The following is a 15836-nucleotide window of genomic DNA, read 5'->3' on the forward strand; positions in this document are numbered from 1 at the left end:
TGCCATGTCCGACCTCGCACTCTCCTCTCCGGCTGCCTCGCCCCGCGCTACAGCTGTAGCCGTCGATCCCAACCGCGCCAGCCCGGCGGTGTGGATTTCCGTGTTCGCCGCGATGATCGGCGCCTTCATGGCGATCCTGAACATCCAGATCACCAACGCCTCGCTGCTCAACATCGAGGGCGGCATCGGCACCGGCGCCGACAACGGGTCCTGGATCTCGACGTCGTACCTGATCGGCGAGATCGTGGTGATCCCGCTCACCGACTACCTCAGTCGTGTCTTCTCCTTCCGCAACATCATGATCGGCCACGCCACGCTGTTCGCGGCGTTCTCGGTTGCCTGCGCCTTCACCCACGATCTTCCATCGATGATCGCGATGCGCGGCCTGCAGGGCTTCTTCGGCGGCGTGCTGATCCCGATGGCTTTCACGCTCGTCTTCACCAAGCTGCCGAAGCCCCAGCAGCCGATCGGTCTTGCCATGTTCTCACTTGCGGTGACCTTTGCGCCCGCGATCGGCCCGACCATCGGCGGCTATCTCACCGAGAATTACGGCTGGCAGACCATCTTCTTCGTCAACGTGATCCCGACCGCGGTGATGGTCGTGATCCTCTATTTCACGCTGGAGCGGCAGCCGATGCAGCTCAATTTGCTGGGTGAAGGCGACTGGCTCGGCATCGTGACGATGGCGATCGGCCTCTCGGCGCTGCAGGCAGTGCTTGAGGAAGGCAACAAGGACGACTGGTTCGGTTCGCCCTTCATCGTCAAGCTCGCGGTGATCGCCACCGTCTCTCTCAGCCTGTTCGTCTGGATCGAGCTCGTCGTGGAAAAGCCGCTGATCCGGCTGCGGCTCTTGACCCAGCGCAGCTTCGGCTTCGGCACCATCTCGGCGGTGTTCGTCGGCTTCGCTTTGTTCGGCTCGGTCTACCTGCTGCCCGCCTATCTCGGCCAGGTGCAACGCTACAACGCCGAGCAGATCGGCCAGGTGCTGGCCTGGACCGGCCTGCCGCAGCTCATCCTGATCCCGCTGGTTCCGATCCTGATGAAGCGCTTCGACGCCCGCTTCATCGCCTTCACCGGCATGATGCTGTTCGCGGTGTCATCCTTCATGAACATCTCGATGTCGCTCGATTATTCCGGCGACCAGTTCTTCATTCCGAACATCGTCCGTGCCGTCGGTCAGGCGATCATGCTGGCGCCGCTGTCCGCCGTCAGCCTCGGCAGTGTTGCGCCGCAGGACGCCGCGGCAGCCTCAGGCATCTCCAACATGATGCGCAATCTCGGCGGCGCGATCGGCACGGCCTTGCTTGCCACCATCGTGACCAAGCGCGAGCAGTTCCACTCCAACATTATCGGCCAGTCCGTCGACCTTGGCCGCGAGGAGGTGCGCTCGAGGATCGCCGAGGTCACCAACTACTTCCTCAGCCGCGGCGTCACCGACCCCGCCACCGCGCATCAGCAGGCGATCATCGCGCTCGGCAATATCGTGAAGCGCCAGGCGCTGGTGCTGGGCTTCAGCGATACCTTCGCCGTGATCGGCATCGTGCTGGTGCTCGCCGCGATCGCGATCCTGCTGACCGGCAAGCCGAAGGGCGCGGCCGGAGGCGGCGCGGCGCATTGACCTTCCAGGGCGACGGCCGCCTTCAGCGCGCGCCGTCGCCCTCTGTCAAACCGCCTCGCGCAACTTGAAGCGCTGGATCTTCCCGGTCTGGGTCTTCGGCAGCGCCTCGACAAAGGAGATCGCACGGGGATATTTGTATGGCGCGATCGTCGCCTTCACGTAATCCTGCAACAGCTTGACCTCGAGATCGTCGTCACGCGCGCCCGGCTTCAGCACGACGAAAGCCGAGACGATCTGGCCACGCTCCACATCCGGCGCGCCGATGACGGCGCATTCCGCGACATCGGGATGTCCGAGCAGCACGGCTTCGACCTCGGGACCAGCGATGTTGTAGCCCGCCGAGATGATCATGTCGTCGGCGCGCGCCACGAACGACAGCCGGCCGCTCTCGTCGCTGACGAAGGCATCGCCAGTGATGTTCCAGCCGTCACGGACATAGTTGGTCTGCCTTGAGTCGGCCAGATAGCGGCAGCCCGTGGGCCCGCGAACCGCGAGCTTGCCGACCGTTCCGGGCGGCAATTCGTTCATGTTCTCGTCGACGACCTTGGCCTCATAGCCGGTGACCGGATGGCCGGTCGTCCCACCCACCGCGCTGCCGACGCGGTTGGTGATGAAGATGTGCAGCAATTCCGTGCTGCCGATGCCGTCGAGGATCGGCTTTCCCGTCTTCCTGGTCCAATTCTCGAACACCGGCGCCGGCAGCGTCTCACCCGCAGAAACCGCAAGCCGCAGCGACGACAGGTCGGCACCATTGTCCATCGCCGCCATCATGGCGCGATAGGCGGTCGGCGCCGTGAAGCAGATCGTCGCCTTGTAGTTTTCGATGATCTTGACCATCTCGCTCGGCGCAGCGTTCTCCAGCAGCGTCGCGGTGGCGCCAAAGCGCAGCGGGAAGATCGCGAGGCCCCCGAGGCCGAAGGTGAAGGCGAGCGGCGGCGAGCCGACGAAGACGTCGTCCGGCGTCACCTTGAGCACTTCCCTTGCATAGCCGTCCGCGACGATCAGGAGATCGCGGTGGAAATGCATCGTCGCCTTCGGCTCGCCCGTCGTGCCCGACGTGAAACCGAGCAGCGCCACATCGTCGCGGCCGGTCTTCACCGCATCGAACTTCACCGGCTTGTTCAGCGCGATCCGGTCGAGCTCGGCGTCGTGGTTCTGTGTGCCGTCGAAATTGACGACCTGCTTCAGGAATTTGCTGGTCTTGGCGCAGGCAACCAGCTCGTCCGCGATACGGCTGTCGGTCAGCGCCAGCGAGATCTCGGCCTTGTCGACGATCTTTACCAGCTCACCCGCGCGCAGCATCGGCATGGTGTTGACGACGACCGCGCCCGCCTTGGTCGCTGCAAGCCAGGCCGCGACCAGTGCCGGATTGTTGCCCGAGCGGATCAAGACGCGATTGCCCGGTTTGACGCCGTAGTTCTCCACCAGCGCGTGCGCCAGGCGGTTCGACCAGTCGGTCAACTCCTTATAGGTACGCTGGCGGCCGTTGCCGATCAGCGCGATGCGATCGCCCATGCCCTGCTCGACGATGCGATCGGTCAGCTCGACCGCGGCGTTGAGATAGTCGGGATACTGGAATTCCGGCCGATCGAGCAGCAGCTTCGGCCATTGGTGGAACGGCGGCAGGTTGCGCCGTGCGAAATCGTCAACGTGCCCTGATGGGCCAAGCCCAGCAATTTCACCTGACATTCGATTGCCCTCGCTTTCCATCCAGAAAGGCCAAGACCAACGTCGAGAAACCACTATCGAGGACGCCCGGCAGCGTTCCAGTTGCCAGTTATTTTATACTTAAAACAATTCGGCGCAAGAGTGGAATCGACGCCTCCCGGGGATTCAGATCCGTGTGAGCTCCTTCAACCGCAGCACCATCAAAGAATCCGGATCGGCCAGCGGTGCGATCGCGGTAAAGTGGTTGGCATCCGGCACGAGGCCGAACCGTGTTGCAACGCCGGCTTTGCCCCAGACGTCGGCGATGGTCCGGCTCTGCCGATGATACTCGGCACTCTCGTTGCCGCCGACGATGGCGTCGAGCGTCCTTCCCTCGGGCGCGGTCCAGAACAGCGGGCTCGCCGCCTTTGCTGCGGCGCGGTCGAGGCCGAGTGCCTTGTTGATGGAGGTGCCGACCAGCGGTTCGAGCTCAAACAGGCCCGAGATCGCGTAAGCAGCCTTGACCAGATTTTTCGGCAGCGACGCGTCGTAAGCGGGCCAATCGGTCGCCAGCATGCAGGCGGCAAGGTGCCCGCCCGCCGAATGCCCGCTGACCACAAGCGGACGTCCGAGCTTCGCCAGCTCGCGCGACGCCGCGCGCATCTGGCCGATGATGTCATCGACCGTGACGTTGGGGCAGAGATCGTAGGTCGGTACCGCCACGCTGATGCCGTGACCATTCAACCCCCGCGCGCAGTGGCTCGACGACGAGCCGTCGAGCGCCTGCCAGTAGCCGCCATGGATGAAGACGACCAGCGGGCCGCCGCTGTTACCCTCGAAAAGGTCGATGACGTTACGGCTGCCTGGACCATAGGTCAGCCGCCGCGGCGGGTGCTGCTCGCGGTAGGCCGCGGAGTCCCTCGCCCAGCCGGCCATCAGCGCCGGATTCTCCGGAACCCGCGCGCGATTGTTGTACTCCACCTCGTAATCGATCTCGGCCACGGTCAGGTCGTCCTTGCCTTGGCGGCGCGCTGCACCGAGCCCTTGGCCTTGGCGAGCAGCCGCATCAGCTCGCGTATATCCTTCGGCGACAGGTCGCCAAAGACATCGGCGATCCATTTCTCATGCTCGCCGGCCATCTTGCGGAATTCGGCGCGGCCGAGCTTTGTCAGTCGGATGAATTGCACGCGGCGGTCGGTTTCCGAGGTGCGGCGATCCAGATGGCCCGACTCGACCAGACGCTCGACCAGACCGGTGACGTTGCCGTTGGAGACCATCATCCGCTTCGACAGGTCCGACAGCGTCATGCCGTCCTGCACCTTGTCGAGCTGGGCCATCAGGTCGAAGCGCGGCAGCGTCACGTCGAACCGCTCGCGCAGCCGGCTGCGCACCTCGCCTTCGATCAGCGTGGTGCAGGTCAGAAGGCGGAGCCACAGCCGCAGCTCGGTGCCGTGATCGTCGGGCAGTTCGACGGCTTTGGTTTCGGAATCGAGGATCATGCGGCGATCGCGCCTCCGCGGCGGGTTCCGGTCGGACGGATTGTTTTGAGCTTCAAGCAATTCGCGGCGCGCCGCAAGGACAATTGCGAATCGACGCGACCTCGTCGACTCAACCCTGCAATTTCCTTTAGGCTTCAAGCAATTGGCGCGACCCTTGCATGCCGCGCGACAATCGTTCGGACGCAACGCCGCATCGCTTGCAGCGATCGCGCTCGTCAGAATAAGCTGAGGTCCAAGCAACAAGGCAACAATCGGGGGAGCGGCATGAAACAGCTGACGAGATTGGCGGGACTGGCGGCGATCTGGGGCCTCACCATCGCTCCGGCGGCCGCCCAGGACAGCAGCAAGGGCAAGATCAAGATCGGCGTGCTGGTGACCACCTCGGGCCCGGCGGCCGCGCTCGGCCAGCAGGTGCGCGACGGCTTCGCGCTCGCCATCAAGGACCTCGGCGGCAAGATGGCCGGCCGCGACGTCGAGGTCATCAACGCCGACGACGAGCTGAAACCTGATGCCGCGGTGACGAAGGTGCGTGGCCTGCTCGAGCGCGACAAGGTCGACTTCGTGGTCGGCCCGATCTTCTCCAACATCCTGCTGGCGATCCACCGCCCGGTCACCGACAGCAAGACCTTCCTGATCAGCCCGAATGCGGGCCCGTCCAGCTATGCCGGCAAGGAGTGCAATCCGTTCTTCTATGTGACGTCGTACCAGAACGACCAGGTGCACGAGGTCCTCGGCAAGGTCGCGCAGGATCGCGGCTACAAGCGCGTCTATCTTCTGGTGCCGAACTATCAGGCCGGCCGCGACTCGGTGGCCGGCTTCAAGCTCGACTACAAGGGCGAGATCGTCGAGGAATCCTACACGCCGCTGAACACGCTGGATTTCCAGCCCGAACTCTCCAAGATCGCCTCGCTGAAGCCGGACGCGCTGTTCACCTTCATGCCGGGCGGCATGGGCGTGAACCTGGTGAAGCAGTACAAGCAGGCCGGCACCACCGTGCCCGTGCTCTCCGCCTTCACGGTCGACGAATCCACCCTTCCCGCGCAGCAAGACGCTGCGGTTGGCATGTTCGGCGGCGCGAACTGGGCGCCGAACCTCGACAACCCCCCGAGCAAGAAATTCGTCGCGGCCTATGAGGCGGCCTACAACGGCGTGCCCGGCACCTACGCCATGCAGGCCTATGACGCGGCGATGCTGATCGACAGCGCGGTCAAGGCGGTCAAGGGCAACCTCGCCAACAAGGAGGCGGTCGCGGCTGCGCTGAAGAACGCCGACTTCACCTCGCTGCGCGGTAACTTCAAATTCAACAACAACGGCTATCCGATCCAGGATTTCTACCTCACCAAAGTGGCGAAGCGGCCGGACGGCAAATTCCAGACCGAGATCGTCGAAAAGGTGTTCTCGAACTACGGCGACCGCTACGCCAAGGACTGCGCGGCCAAGTAAATCCCAGGAGGAGATATGACGATGAAAGACGAGATCGCCGGCATCACCCGCGCCAATGAGGGCATCCAGGGCATCTCCTGGAGCATCCTCGGCCAGACCTACGTGCCGAAGAGCCGCACCGAGCATTCCTTCTCCTGGCACGCCACCTTCCCGCCCGGCACCTTCGTTCCTCCGCATATCCATCCCGACCAGGACGAGTACCTCTACATCCTTGAGGGCAAGCTCGATTTCATGCTCGACGGCGCCGACGAGTCCGCCACATCAGGCGATCTGGTGCGCCTGCCGATGGGCAAGCCGCACGGCATCTTCAACAAGTCGCAGCAGCCAGCGAAGACGCTGTTCTGGGTGTCACCGACGCGCAGGCTCTACGACCTGTTCTGGGCGATCCACAACATGAAGGAGCAGAACCCGGATGACGTGGTGCGGCTCGCCGCCGAACACAACATCCACTTTCTGCCGCCGCCTCCGGCAGCGTAGCATCTGCACCGGCTCTCTCCCTTCATCCTGAGCGCGCAGCGCGTCTCGAGAGATGAGGCCGAAGTCGGGCCCATGGTTCGAGACGGCGCTGCCGCGCCTCCTCACCATGAGGGTTGACGATCGGCCGAACTCTTCTCCCTTCCAGCACCCTCCTACTGCCGCGCGACCACCCGCGCGGCAAAGCCGGCCTTCGCGGCATAGCCGCGGACGATCGCCTCGCGCGCCTCGTAGTTGAGGATCGTGTCGACGTCGGTAAACCCCTGCGGCGCGAGCTGCTCGACGGCGTCGATCACGCCCTCCGGCCCGCCGCGGCGGTTCGAGGCGACGATGTCTGCGGTCATCGGCAGGCGCTGCCGCTCATAGGCGACCAGCGCCTGACGCGGATGCTCAGCCCGCGCCAGCAGATCCGCAAGGCACCGCGCATCGAGGATGGCCTGCGACGCGCCATTCGAGCCGACCGGATACATCGGATGCGCAGCATCGCCGAGCAGCGTGACGCGGCCGCTCGACCAGTAGGGCAGCGGATCGCGGTCGCAGCACGGATACTCCCAGAACTCGGGCGTCGCGTTGATCAAGCCGGCGAAATCGACCTGCGGGATCGTGAAGCTCGTGACATAAGGCATCATCTCCTCGCGCCGGCCGAGGTTGGACCAGCCCTCGCGGCGCGGCGGCGGCGAAGAGCCGTCACCGATCCGCACCAGCACCGCCCAGTTGGTGAGCCGACTTGCCGGGCTCGAGCCCGGCGCGATCGGATAGATCACGGCCTTGGCGTTCAGCCCGCCGGCGATGATCATCGAGCGTCCGGTCAGGAACGCCGGCCAGTCGGTGGCGCCGCGCCACAGCATCAGGCCATTCCAGCACGGCCCGCCCTCGTCCGGAAATAGCGTCTGCCGCACCTTGGAATGGATGCCGTCGGCGCCGATCAGGATGTCGCCGCGGGCGGTGTGCACATGGCTGCCGCTGCGATCGAAGAAATAGGCCGAGACGCCGCCTTCATCCTGCGTGAACGCGCCGAGCCGGCAACCGGTGTGGATTGCATCCGCGCCGAGGCGCTCGATCACGGCCTGATGGATCACACCCTGCAGCCGGCCGCGATGGATCGAGAATTGCGGCACGTCGTGGCCGGCATCGAGCCCGCGCTTCTCGTGCCAGACCTGCTGGCCATGCCGCGTCAGATAGAACAACTCATAGGTGCGGATCGCGATCTCGTCGAGCTTGTCCAGCAGGCCGAGGCCTGCCAACTCGCGGATCGCATGCGGCAGCGTGTTGATGCCGACGCCGAGTTCGCGGATAGTGTCGGACTGCTCGTAAAGCTCGCATTGGATGCCGCGTGAGCGCAGCATCAGCGCGGTGGTGAGGCCTCCGATTCCGCCTCCGACGATTATCGCCTTCATCGTCCCTTACTCCACTCGAACACAGGACGTCTTACATTTGCCGTCAGGGTCGCACGGCCCGTTGTCCTGCCGCAAGCGGCTTTGTCGTCTTCAGTTGATCTCCTGCGGCCATCTGCCCCTTAGGTTAACGTTCCGGTCTCCGAAATGATCAATCCGGCACCACCGCGATCGCCTGGATTTCCACCTTGGCGCGGCCCTCGATCAGGCCCGCGACTTGGATCGCCGTCATCGCCGGAAACCGCCGGCCCATGACGTCGCGATAGACCACGCCGATCTCCTTCAGCCGCGCCGAGTATTCCTTGCGGTCGAGCAGGAACCAGGTCATCGACACGATGTGCTCCGGCCCGGCCCCGCCGGCCGCCGCGATTGCGACGATGTTGCGCAGGGTCTGCCCGATCTGCGCGACCAGATCGTCGCTCTCGAACACGCATTGCGCGTTCCAGCCGATCTGGCCGGCGATGAAGATCTGTTTGCCGCGTGCGGCCATGCCGTTGGCGTAGCCGATCGGCTTCGCCCATCCGTCAGGTTGCAGGATCTCGTTCATCTCAATTGCCCTCGAAGGCCGGTTTCTGCTTGGCAGCGAAGGCTTCGAAGGCGCGGCGGAAATCGCCGGTCACCATGCAAATCGCCTGCGCCTGCGCTTCCGACTCGATCATCTCGTCGACGCCCATCGCCCATTCCTGGTTGAACATGGTCTTGGTCACGCCATGCGCGAACCACGGTCCGTCCGCGAGCGAACGCGCCAGCTCATGCGCGGCCCGCGAAAGCTCGGCTGCCGGCACCAGGCGATTGTGGAAGCCCCAGGCGAGTCCCTCCTCCGCGCTCATCGCGCGACCGGTGTAGAGCAGGTCCGCGGCACGGCCTTGGCCAACCACGCGCGGCAACAGTCCGCAGGCGCCCATGTCGGCGCCGGCAAGGCCGACGCGGGTAAACAGGAACGCGGTCTTGGCCTGTGGCGTCGCCAGGCGAAGGTCGGAGGCAAGCGCCAGCATCGCGCCGGCGCCGGCGCAGATGCCGTCGATGGCGGCGACGACGATCTGCGGGCATTTGCGCATCGCCCGCACTACCTCGCCGGTCATCCGCGTGAAGGCAAGCAGATCCGGCATCGCCATCCGCGTCAACGGCTCGATGATCTCGAACACGTCGCCGCCGGAGCAGAAATTTCCGTCCGCGCCCGTCAGCACGATCGCGCGAACGTCAGATGCATATTTGAGATCGGTGAAGAGGTCGCGCAGCTCCTCGTAGGAGTCGAAGGTCAGCGGATTCTTCTTGTCGGGCCGGTTCAGCGTGATGGTCGCGACGCGGCCGGTCGCATCGGTCGACCAGCGGAAGTGGTTTGCAGGATAATCCTTGAACGGACGGAGCTTTGCTTTCATCTCGGACATGACGTGTTCCTTTTACCCGGTCAGGACTTCGCCGCCCGCAACCGCGACGGCTTGTCCGTTGATTGACGAGGCGCCCTCGGAGGCGAGCCAGAGGATGGCATCAGCCACCTCCTCCGGCATCACCAGCCGCTGCATTGGATTCACCTTTGCCAGCGCCGCGCGCGCCTCCGCTTCGCTGCGCCCGGTCTTGGCGACAATGTTGGCGGCGGCATCCGCCACCAGCGGCGTGTCGGTATAGCCGGGGCACACCGCGTTCACGGTGACGCCGCGCCGCGCATATTCCACCGCCAGCGAGCGCGTCAGGCCGACGACGCCGTGTTTGGCCGCGACATAGGCCGAGACATAGGCGTAACCGGTGAGGCCCGCGGTCGAGGCGACGTTGATGACCCGCCCGCGTCCGCGCTGCGCCATGCCAGGCAGCACCGCCTGCGTCACCAGGAACACGCTGGAGAGGTTGCTCGCCAGCATGTCCGACCATAGCGCCGCATCGGTCTTGTCGAAGGGTGCACTCGCGGCCTTGCCGGCGTTGTTGACGAGGATGTCGATCGGGCCGGCCTGGGCCTCGATCTGCGCGACACCTTTTGTCACGGCGGCCGCGTCGGTCACATCGATGGCAACCACTGCGCCGGTGCGATCGCCAAGCAATGCGGCGGTCGTCTTCAATACCTCCACCCGGCGTCCGGCGATGCTGACGCGCACGCCTGCCTTTGCGAGCGCGATTGCCGTCGCGGCGCCGATGCCGGAGCCGGCGCCAGTGACGAACGCGTGGGCATTGGGCCAGAACCGCGTCATGCCTTCACTCCCGCGGCTGCTCGTTCGAGATTGGCCTCGTATTGCGGCTTGCCCGACAGATATTGCTTCGGCCAGGGGACCGACTTCACGCCGATCTTCGCCGCCTCGTGCAGCGTCCAGGCAGGATCGGCAAGATGCGGCCGCGCGATCGCGCAGAGATCGGCGCGGCCGGCGGCAATGATCGAGTTGGCGTGATCGGCCTCCGAGATCGCGCCGACCGCGATGGTGGCGATACCGACCTCGTTGCGGATCTTGTCGGCGAACGGTGTCTGATAGAGCCGGCCGTAGACCGGATGGTCGTCCGCCCAGACCTGGCCCGACGAGCAGTCGATCAGGTCCGCGCCTGCTTCCTTGAACAGCTTTGCGAATTCGAGCGCATCCTCGGGCGTGTTGCCGCCTTCGGCCCAGTCGTGACAGGACAGCCGGACCGACATCGGCTTGTCCTCGGGCCAGACCTCGCGGATGGCGCGGAACACCTCCAGCGGATAACGCGCGCGATTTGCGATCGACCCGCCATACGCGTCGGTACGGCGGTTGGTCAGCGGCGACAGGAAACTCGACAGCAGATAGCCATGGGCGCAGTGCAGCTCCAAGATATCGAAGCCGATCTTGGCGCCGCGTCTGGCGGCGGCGACAAACTGCTCGCGCACCTCGTCCATCTCGGCGCGGCTCATCGGCTCCGGCACCTGGCCGTCAGGCAGATAGGGAACTGACGAGGCCGACACCAGCGGCCAGTTCTGATCCGGCAACGGCTCGTCCATCCCCTCCCAGGCGACACGGGTCGAGCCCTTGCGGCCGGAATGGCCGAGCTGGATGCCGATCTTGGCCTGCGAATTGCGATGCACGAAATCGACGATGCGCTTGTAGGCCAGCGCCTGCGCGTCATTCCACAACCCGCAGCAGCCGGGAGTGATGCGCGCCTCCGGCGAGACGCAGGTCATTTCGGTGAACATCAGGCCGGCGCCGCCGAGCGCGCGCGAGCCGAAATGCACCAGATGGAAGTCGTTCGGCACGCCCTCCTCCGCCGAATACATCGCCATCGGCGAGACGATGATGCGGTTGTTGAGCGACAGCCCGCGGATGCGGAACGGCGTCAGCATCGGTGGCGTGACGCGGTCGTTGGTCGCGGGCAGTCCGCTGCGCTCGGCGAACCAGCGCTCATAACCTTCGAGCCATGCCTTGTCGCGCAGGCGCAGATTCTCGTGGCTGATGCGCTGCGAGCGGGTCAGCAGCGAATACATGAACTGTTCCGGCTCCAGCGTGTCGGCATAGCGCGAGCCAACGACCTCGAACCATTCCATCGCATTGCGCGCGGCGTTCTGGATCCGCGCCACGTCGACCCGGCGCAGCTCCTCATAGGCGGCCAGCACCCCGGGAATGCTGTCCCTGGTCGCACCATGCTTCTTGAACTGGTTGGTCAGCTCGATCGCATCCTCCAGCGCGAGCTTCGTGCCCGAGCCGATCGCGAAATGCGCGGTGTGCGCGGCATCGCCCATCAGCACCACATGGCTGTTGCCGTTGAACGCGGTCCACCTGCCGCAGATCAGCCGCGGGAAGGACAGCCAGGCCGAGCCGCGCAGATGGCGCGCGTTGGAGACCAGATGGTGTCCTTCGAGGATTTCGGCGAACACGTTCTCGCAGAATGTGATCGAGGCATCCTGGTCCATCTTGTCGAGGCCGTGGGCGAGATACGCCTCCTCCGTGGTCTCGACGATGAAGGTCGCCGCGCCCTCCTCGAACTTGTAGATGTGCGCCTGGAACAAGCCGTGCTCGGTCTTGCGGAAGTCGAACGTGAAGGCGTCGAACGGCCGGTTGGTGCCGAGCCAGATATAGCGGTTCGGCCGCATCAGCATGTCGGGCTGGAAGTCCTTCGCATATTTGCTGCGGATCTTCGAGTTCACGCCGTCGCACGCGACGATCAGGTCGGCGTCCGGGAACTCGAGATCGGAATTGACCTCGCGCTCGAAGATCAGCTCGACGCCGAGATCCTCGGCCCGCGCCTGCAGGATGTTGAGCAGGTGCTTGCGCCCGATGCCGACGAAGCCGTGGCCCGTCGTGCGCATGCGCCGTCCCTTGATCAGGACCTCGATATCGTCCCAGTGGTTGAAGGCCTGCTCGATCGTGTCAGCGGTGACCGGATCCCACTTGCGCATGTTGTCCATGGTGGCGTCGGAAAACACCACGCCGAATCCGAACGTGTCGTAAGGCCGGTTGCGCTCGACCACGGAAATGACGTGCGCGGGATCCAGCATCTTCATCAGGATGCCGAAATACAGCCCGGCCGGCCCGCCTCCAATGCAAACGATTCGCATGGCGATCTCCCGTTGGCGTCGGCGGGCCGGCGCAGCGTCTTCCGGCGAGCCAATGCCGGATATTATTTTATACTTAAAATAATTGTCAAGGGAGGCCAGCGCCCCGCTCCCCACCGCTCCTGGGGCCGCAGCACGCATGTCGACCAGCTCACCGGGCTCGACGACACGCCGCGGTATGACGTGAACGGCGGATTGGCCGGTGGCACGATTGGCTATAACTGGCAGCAGGCGAACTGGGTGTTCGGTATCGAGGGCGACTGGTCGTGGGATGGCCAGAATGGTAACGCGATCGACAGCGGACGGGTCGGCAATCCGTTGTTCTCCAGCTTCACCAAGGAGGAGTGGCTTGCGACCGCGCGGGGGCGCCTCGGCTATGCGGCGGACAACGTGCTGCTCTATGTGACCGGCGGCTATACGGCCGCAAGCGCCAAGGCCGGCGTCACCTCGACCGCCACCGGCGTCGTGATCGATCAGGCGACGCAGACGCGATCGCGATGGACAGTCGGTGCCGGCCTCGAATGGGGCTTAGCGCCGAGCTGGTCCGCGAAGTTCGAGTACCTGTATGTCAACCTCGAGAATTCGGGCTTTAACGCGCCGAATCTCGGAGCAGGCTTTAACCGCAGCAATGTTGCCGCCCGTCGTCGCAGCACGCACCCGGACGGCGCCGACGGCGGTTCAGCCATGCGGTTCCGCGCTTGAATCGGCGCCCCCGTGCGGGCATAAGAACGGCTTCTCCCTTAAAAAAACGCTCTTAGCCCAAGGATTTGAGATGCCCGCCTATCGCTCCCGCACAACCACCCACGGCCGCAACATGGCGGGTGCTCGCGGCCTCTGGCGCGCCACCGGCATGAAGAACGAGGATTTCGGCAAGCCGATCATCGCGGTGGTCAATTCCTTCACCCAGTTCGTGCCCGGCCACGTACATCTGCAGAATCTCGGCCAGCTCGTCGCGCGCGAGATCGAGAAGGCCGGTGGGGTGGCCAAAGAGTTCAACACCATCGCGGTCGATGACGGTATCGCGATGGGCCATGACGGCATGCTCTACAGTCTGCCCTCGCGCGAACTGATCGCCGACAGCGTCGAATACATGGTGAATGCGCATTGCGCCGACGCGATGGTCTGCATCTCCAACTGCGACAAGATCACCCCCGGCATGCTGATGGCGACGCTGCGCCTCAACATCCCGACCGTGTTCGTCTCGGGCGGACCGATGGAGTCCGGCAAAATCGTGCTCAAGGGCAAGAAGCGCGCGGTCGACCTGATCGACGCCATGGTGGCCGCGGCCGATTCCAACGTGTCAGACGAAGAGGTCGCGGTGGTCGAGCGTTCGGCCTGCCCGACCTGCGGCTCCTGCTCCGGCATGTTTACGGCGAACTCGATGAACTGCCTGACCGAGGCGCTGGGCCTGGCGCTGCCCGGCAACGGCTCAGTGCTGGCCACCCATGCCGACCGCAAGAGCCTGTTCGTCGAGGCCGGCCACCTGATCGTCGACCTCGCCCGCCGCTACTACGAGCAGGACGACGCCAAGGTGCTGCCGCGCTCGATCGCGAGCTTCAAGTCGTTCGAGAACGCGATGACGCTGGATATCGCGATGGGCGGCTCGACCAACACCGTGCTGCATCTGCTCGCCGCCGCGCGCGAGGGCGAGGTGTCCTTCACGATGGCCGACATCGACCGGCTCTCGCGCAAGGTTCCGGTGCTCTGCAAGGTCGCGCCCTCGGTGCAGGACGTGCACATGGAGGACGTGCATCACGCCGGCGGCATCATGGCGATCCTCGGCGAGCTCGACCGCGCCAAGCTGATCGCGACCGACGGACCGACCGTGCACAGCCCGACCCTGGACGAAGCGCTCAACCGCTGGGACGTCGTGCGCACCACGAGTGACAAAGTGCGCAGCTTCTACCGCGCCGCGCCGGGCGGCGTGCCGACCCAGGAGGCCTTCAGCCAGTATCGCCGCTTCGACGAGGTCGATCTCGATCGCGTCAAGGGCTGCATCCGCAACGCCGCGCACGCTTATTCCAAGGACGGCGGTCTTGCCGTGCTGTTCGGCAACCTCGCCGAGGACGGCTGCATCGTGAAGACCGCCGGCGTCGACGAGAGCATTCTGAAGTTCTCCGGCCCTGCCCGCATCTTCGAAAGCCAGGACGCGGCGGTCGAAGGAATTTTGGGCAACAAGGTGAAGGCCGGCGACGTCGTGCTGATCCGCTATGAGGGTCCGCGCGGCGGCCCCGGCATGCAGGAGATGCTCTATCCGACCAGCTATCTGAAGTCGAAGGGGCTCGGAAAGGCCTGCGCGCTGATCACCGACGGGCGCTTCTCGGGCGGATCATCGGGCCTCTCGATCGGCCACGTCTCGCCCGAAGCCGCCGAAGGCGGCCTGATCGGTCTTGTCGAGGAAGGCGACATCATCGAGTTCGACATCCCCAACCGCAAGGTCAATCTCGCGGTGGATGAGGCCGAGCTGAAGCGCCGCCGCGCGGCGATGGTCGCGAAGGGCAGTGCCGCATGGAAGCCGGCCGCACCGCGCAAGCGCGCGGTCTCCACTGCGCTGAAGGCCTATGCGGCATTCGCGAGCAGCGCCGCGAAGGGCGCGGTTCGCATCGTGCCGGAGCAATAAGCAAGGCGCGGCAAGGTCAACTCAGGTGGAGGTCGGCCGCTTCGATCCGAATGCGGTCGGCATGGAGCGACCAGTCGCACAGCGCCTGTTGCTCACAGAATTTGCGCTTGGCCATTTCCGTCGCCTGGTCTTCGGTCGACGCGTCGATTTCGAGCGCCCCTTGGCAAACCTCGCGCTCGCGACCGTTGTCGCCGAGCACGTCCTTCATGAATTGAACGACAAAACGTGACATGGAACCCTCCCTGCTGCAGCGGCAGCGCGCCCGGGGGATCACATGCTAGCACTCGCGCGAGATCAGGGTGAGTTAATTCAGCGCCGCTGCGTGCGGCCGATCGCGGCAGGCAAAATTACGCGCCGGCCTGAGGCAGGCTGGCCGCGGCGATGGCGACAATCTGCGCAAGGCGGCGGCCGATCTTGGCCGGAGCGGTGAGGAGCAATGTCTGGACCTGTCGCATGACGCATTTCCTTCCGCGCCCGGAACGGCCGGGCACAGAGGGAACATGGCGACATCGGGCTAAGCCGTCGATATCTCGGGGAAAATAGCAACGGACGCTTCGCGAAACGGCCGATCGGCAGTGGGTTTATTGCTGCAATCTAGGCTGCGGCGACGAAGATTTTCTCCGCGATTTCGGGCGGCGCTTGGGCCGCATCG

General features: G+C 64.8%; 14 protein-coding genes. 5 read left to right on the forward strand and 9 right to left on the reverse strand.

Annotated elements, in window-relative coordinates:
* The first annotated feature begins 4 nt into the window (after window positions 1–4).
* Entirely contained in the window at window positions 5–1618 is a 1614-nt protein-coding gene (locus MTX23_RS22540; RefSeq protein WP_280972385.1) for a DHA2 family efflux MFS transporter permease subunit, read from the forward strand.
* A gap of 45 nt (window positions 1619–1663) precedes the next feature.
* On the opposite strand, the gene MTX23_RS22545 is transcribed toward MTX23_RS22540, so the two are convergent.
* The 3 genes from MTX23_RS22545 to MTX23_RS22555 all read right to left on the reverse strand — a co-directional run bounded on the left by MTX23_RS22545 (window position 1664) and on the right by MTX23_RS22555 (window position 4764).
* Window positions 1664–3307, reverse strand: coding sequence for an AMP-binding protein (locus MTX23_RS22545; RefSeq protein ID WP_280972386.1), 1644 nt, complete (start codon window positions 3305–3307; stop codon window positions 1664–1666).
* Between the two features lie 144 nt (window positions 3308–3451).
* On the reverse strand, window positions 3452–4267 hold the full coding sequence (locus MTX23_RS22550; RefSeq protein ID WP_280972387.1) for an alpha/beta hydrolase: 816 nt from the start codon (window positions 4265–4267) through the stop codon (window positions 3452–3454).
* Window positions 4268–4269: 2 nt separating this feature from the next.
* Window positions 4270–4764 carry a MarR family transcriptional regulator gene (locus tag MTX23_RS22555; RefSeq protein ID WP_280972388.1) on the reverse strand — a complete coding sequence of 165 codons (495 nt, stop codon included), beginning with the start codon at window positions 4762–4764 and terminating at the stop codon, window positions 4270–4272.
* 264 nt (window positions 4765–5028) lie between these two features.
* On the opposite strand from MTX23_RS22555, the gene MTX23_RS22560 reads away from it, so the two are divergent.
* Both MTX23_RS22560 and MTX23_RS22565 read left to right on the forward strand, forming a co-directional pair.
* The gene (locus MTX23_RS22560; RefSeq protein ID WP_280972389.1) at window positions 5029–6207 is read left to right on the forward strand and encodes an ABC transporter substrate-binding protein; all 1179 of its coding nucleotides are present in this window, start codon (window positions 5029–5031) and stop codon (window positions 6205–6207) included.
* 21 nt (window positions 6208–6228) lie between these two features.
* On the forward strand, window positions 6229–6684 hold the full coding sequence (locus tag MTX23_RS22565) for a cupin domain-containing protein (RefSeq protein ID WP_280972390.1): 456 nt from the start codon (window positions 6229–6231) through the stop codon (window positions 6682–6684).
* Between the two features lie 152 nt (window positions 6685–6836).
* On the opposite strand, the gene MTX23_RS22570 is transcribed toward MTX23_RS22565, so the two are convergent.
* The 5 genes from MTX23_RS22570 to MTX23_RS22590 all read right to left on the reverse strand — a co-directional run bounded on the left by MTX23_RS22570 (window position 6837) and on the right by MTX23_RS22590 (window position 12567).
* Complete coding sequence (locus MTX23_RS22570; RefSeq protein WP_280972391.1) at window positions 6837–8078, reverse strand: flavin-dependent oxidoreductase; 1242 nt, start codon at window positions 8076–8078, stop codon at window positions 6837–6839.
* Window positions 8079–8226: 148 nt separating this feature from the next.
* Window positions 8227–8622, reverse strand: coding sequence for a RidA family protein (locus MTX23_RS22575; RefSeq protein WP_280972392.1), 396 nt, complete (start codon window positions 8620–8622; stop codon window positions 8227–8229).
* Between the two features lies 1 nt (window position 8623).
* Window positions 8624–9463: an enoyl-CoA hydratase family protein gene (locus MTX23_RS22580; protein WP_280972393.1), complete on the reverse strand. Its 840-nt coding sequence runs from the start codon at window positions 9461–9463 to the stop codon at window positions 8624–8626.
* Window positions 9464–9475: 12 nt separating this feature from the next.
* The gene (locus MTX23_RS22585) at window positions 9476–10255 is read right to left on the reverse strand and encodes an SDR family NAD(P)-dependent oxidoreductase (RefSeq protein WP_280972394.1); all 780 of its coding nucleotides are present in this window, start codon (window positions 10253–10255) and stop codon (window positions 9476–9478) included.
* Complete coding sequence (locus tag MTX23_RS22590; RefSeq protein WP_280972395.1) at window positions 10252–12567, reverse strand: bifunctional salicylyl-CoA 5-hydroxylase/oxidoreductase; 2316 nt, start codon at window positions 12565–12567, stop codon at window positions 10252–10254. The genes MTX23_RS22585 and MTX23_RS22590 overlap by 4 nt, the downstream gene beginning before the upstream one ends.
* Before the next feature lie 12 nt (window positions 12568–12579).
* Here MTX23_RS22590 and MTX23_RS22595 point away from each other — a divergent pair, with 12 nt between their 5' ends.
* Window positions 12580–13266, forward strand: coding sequence for an outer membrane beta-barrel protein (locus MTX23_RS22595; protein ID WP_280972396.1), 687 nt, complete (start codon window positions 12580–12582; stop codon window positions 13264–13266).
* A gap of 70 nt (window positions 13267–13336) precedes the next feature.
* Window positions 13337–15184: a dihydroxy-acid dehydratase gene (ilvD, locus tag MTX23_RS22600; protein WP_280972397.1), complete on the forward strand. Its 1848-nt coding sequence runs from the start codon at window positions 13337–13339 to the stop codon at window positions 15182–15184.
* A gap of 16 nt (window positions 15185–15200) precedes the next feature.
* Here ilvD and MTX23_RS22605 read toward each other — a convergent pair whose 3' ends face one another.
* Window positions 15201–15416: a hypothetical protein gene (locus tag MTX23_RS22605; protein ID WP_280972398.1), complete on the reverse strand. Its 216-nt coding sequence runs from the start codon at window positions 15414–15416 to the stop codon at window positions 15201–15203.
* Between the last annotated feature and the right edge of the window lie 420 nt (window positions 15417–15836).

It is taken from the genome of Bradyrhizobium sp. ISRA436, from assembly GCF_029910015.1.
Taxonomy (GTDB): domain Bacteria; phylum Pseudomonadota; class Alphaproteobacteria; order Rhizobiales; family Xanthobacteraceae; genus Bradyrhizobium.

Bases quoted from the DNA above. Each gene is read 5' to 3' on its own strand.
- MTX23_RS22540 (WP_280972385.1), top strand. From the start codon at position 5: ATGTCCGACCTCGCACTCTCCTCTCCGGCTGCCTCGCCCCGCGCTACA.
- MTX23_RS22545 (WP_280972386.1), bottom strand. From the start codon at position 3,307: ATGTCAGGTGAAATTGCTGGGCTTGGCCCATCAGGGCACGTTGACGAT.
- MTX23_RS22555 (WP_280972388.1), bottom strand. From the start codon at position 4,764: ATGATCCTCGATTCCGAAACCAAAGCCGTCGAACTGCCCGACGATCAC.
- MTX23_RS22560 (WP_280972389.1), top strand. From the start codon at position 5,029: ATGAAACAGCTGACGAGATTGGCGGGACTGGCGGCGATCTGGGGCCTC.
- MTX23_RS22565 (WP_280972390.1), top strand. From the start codon at position 6,229: ATGAAAGACGAGATCGCCGGCATCACCCGCGCCAATGAGGGCATCCAG.
- MTX23_RS22570 (WP_280972391.1), bottom strand. From the start codon at position 8,078: ATGAAGGCGATAATCGTCGGAGGCGGAATCGGAGGCCTCACCACCGCG.
- MTX23_RS22575 (WP_280972392.1), bottom strand. From the start codon at position 8,622: ATGAACGAGATCCTGCAACCTGACGGATGGGCGAAGCCGATCGGCTAC.
- MTX23_RS22580 (WP_280972393.1), bottom strand. From the start codon at position 9,463: ATGTCCGAGATGAAAGCAAAGCTCCGTCCGTTCAAGGATTATCCTGCA.
- MTX23_RS22585 (WP_280972394.1), bottom strand. From the start codon at position 10,255: ATGACGCGGTTCTGGCCCAATGCCCACGCGTTCGTCACTGGCGCCGGC.
- MTX23_RS22590 (WP_280972395.1), bottom strand. From the start codon at position 12,567: ATGCGAATCGTTTGCATTGGAGGCGGGCCGGCCGGGCTGTATTTCGGC.
- ilvD (WP_280972397.1), top strand. From the start codon at position 13,337: ATGCCCGCCTATCGCTCCCGCACAACCACCCACGGCCGCAACATGGCG.
- MTX23_RS22605 (WP_280972398.1), bottom strand. From the start codon at position 15,416: ATGTCACGTTTTGTCGTTCAATTCATGAAGGACGTGCTCGGCGACAAC.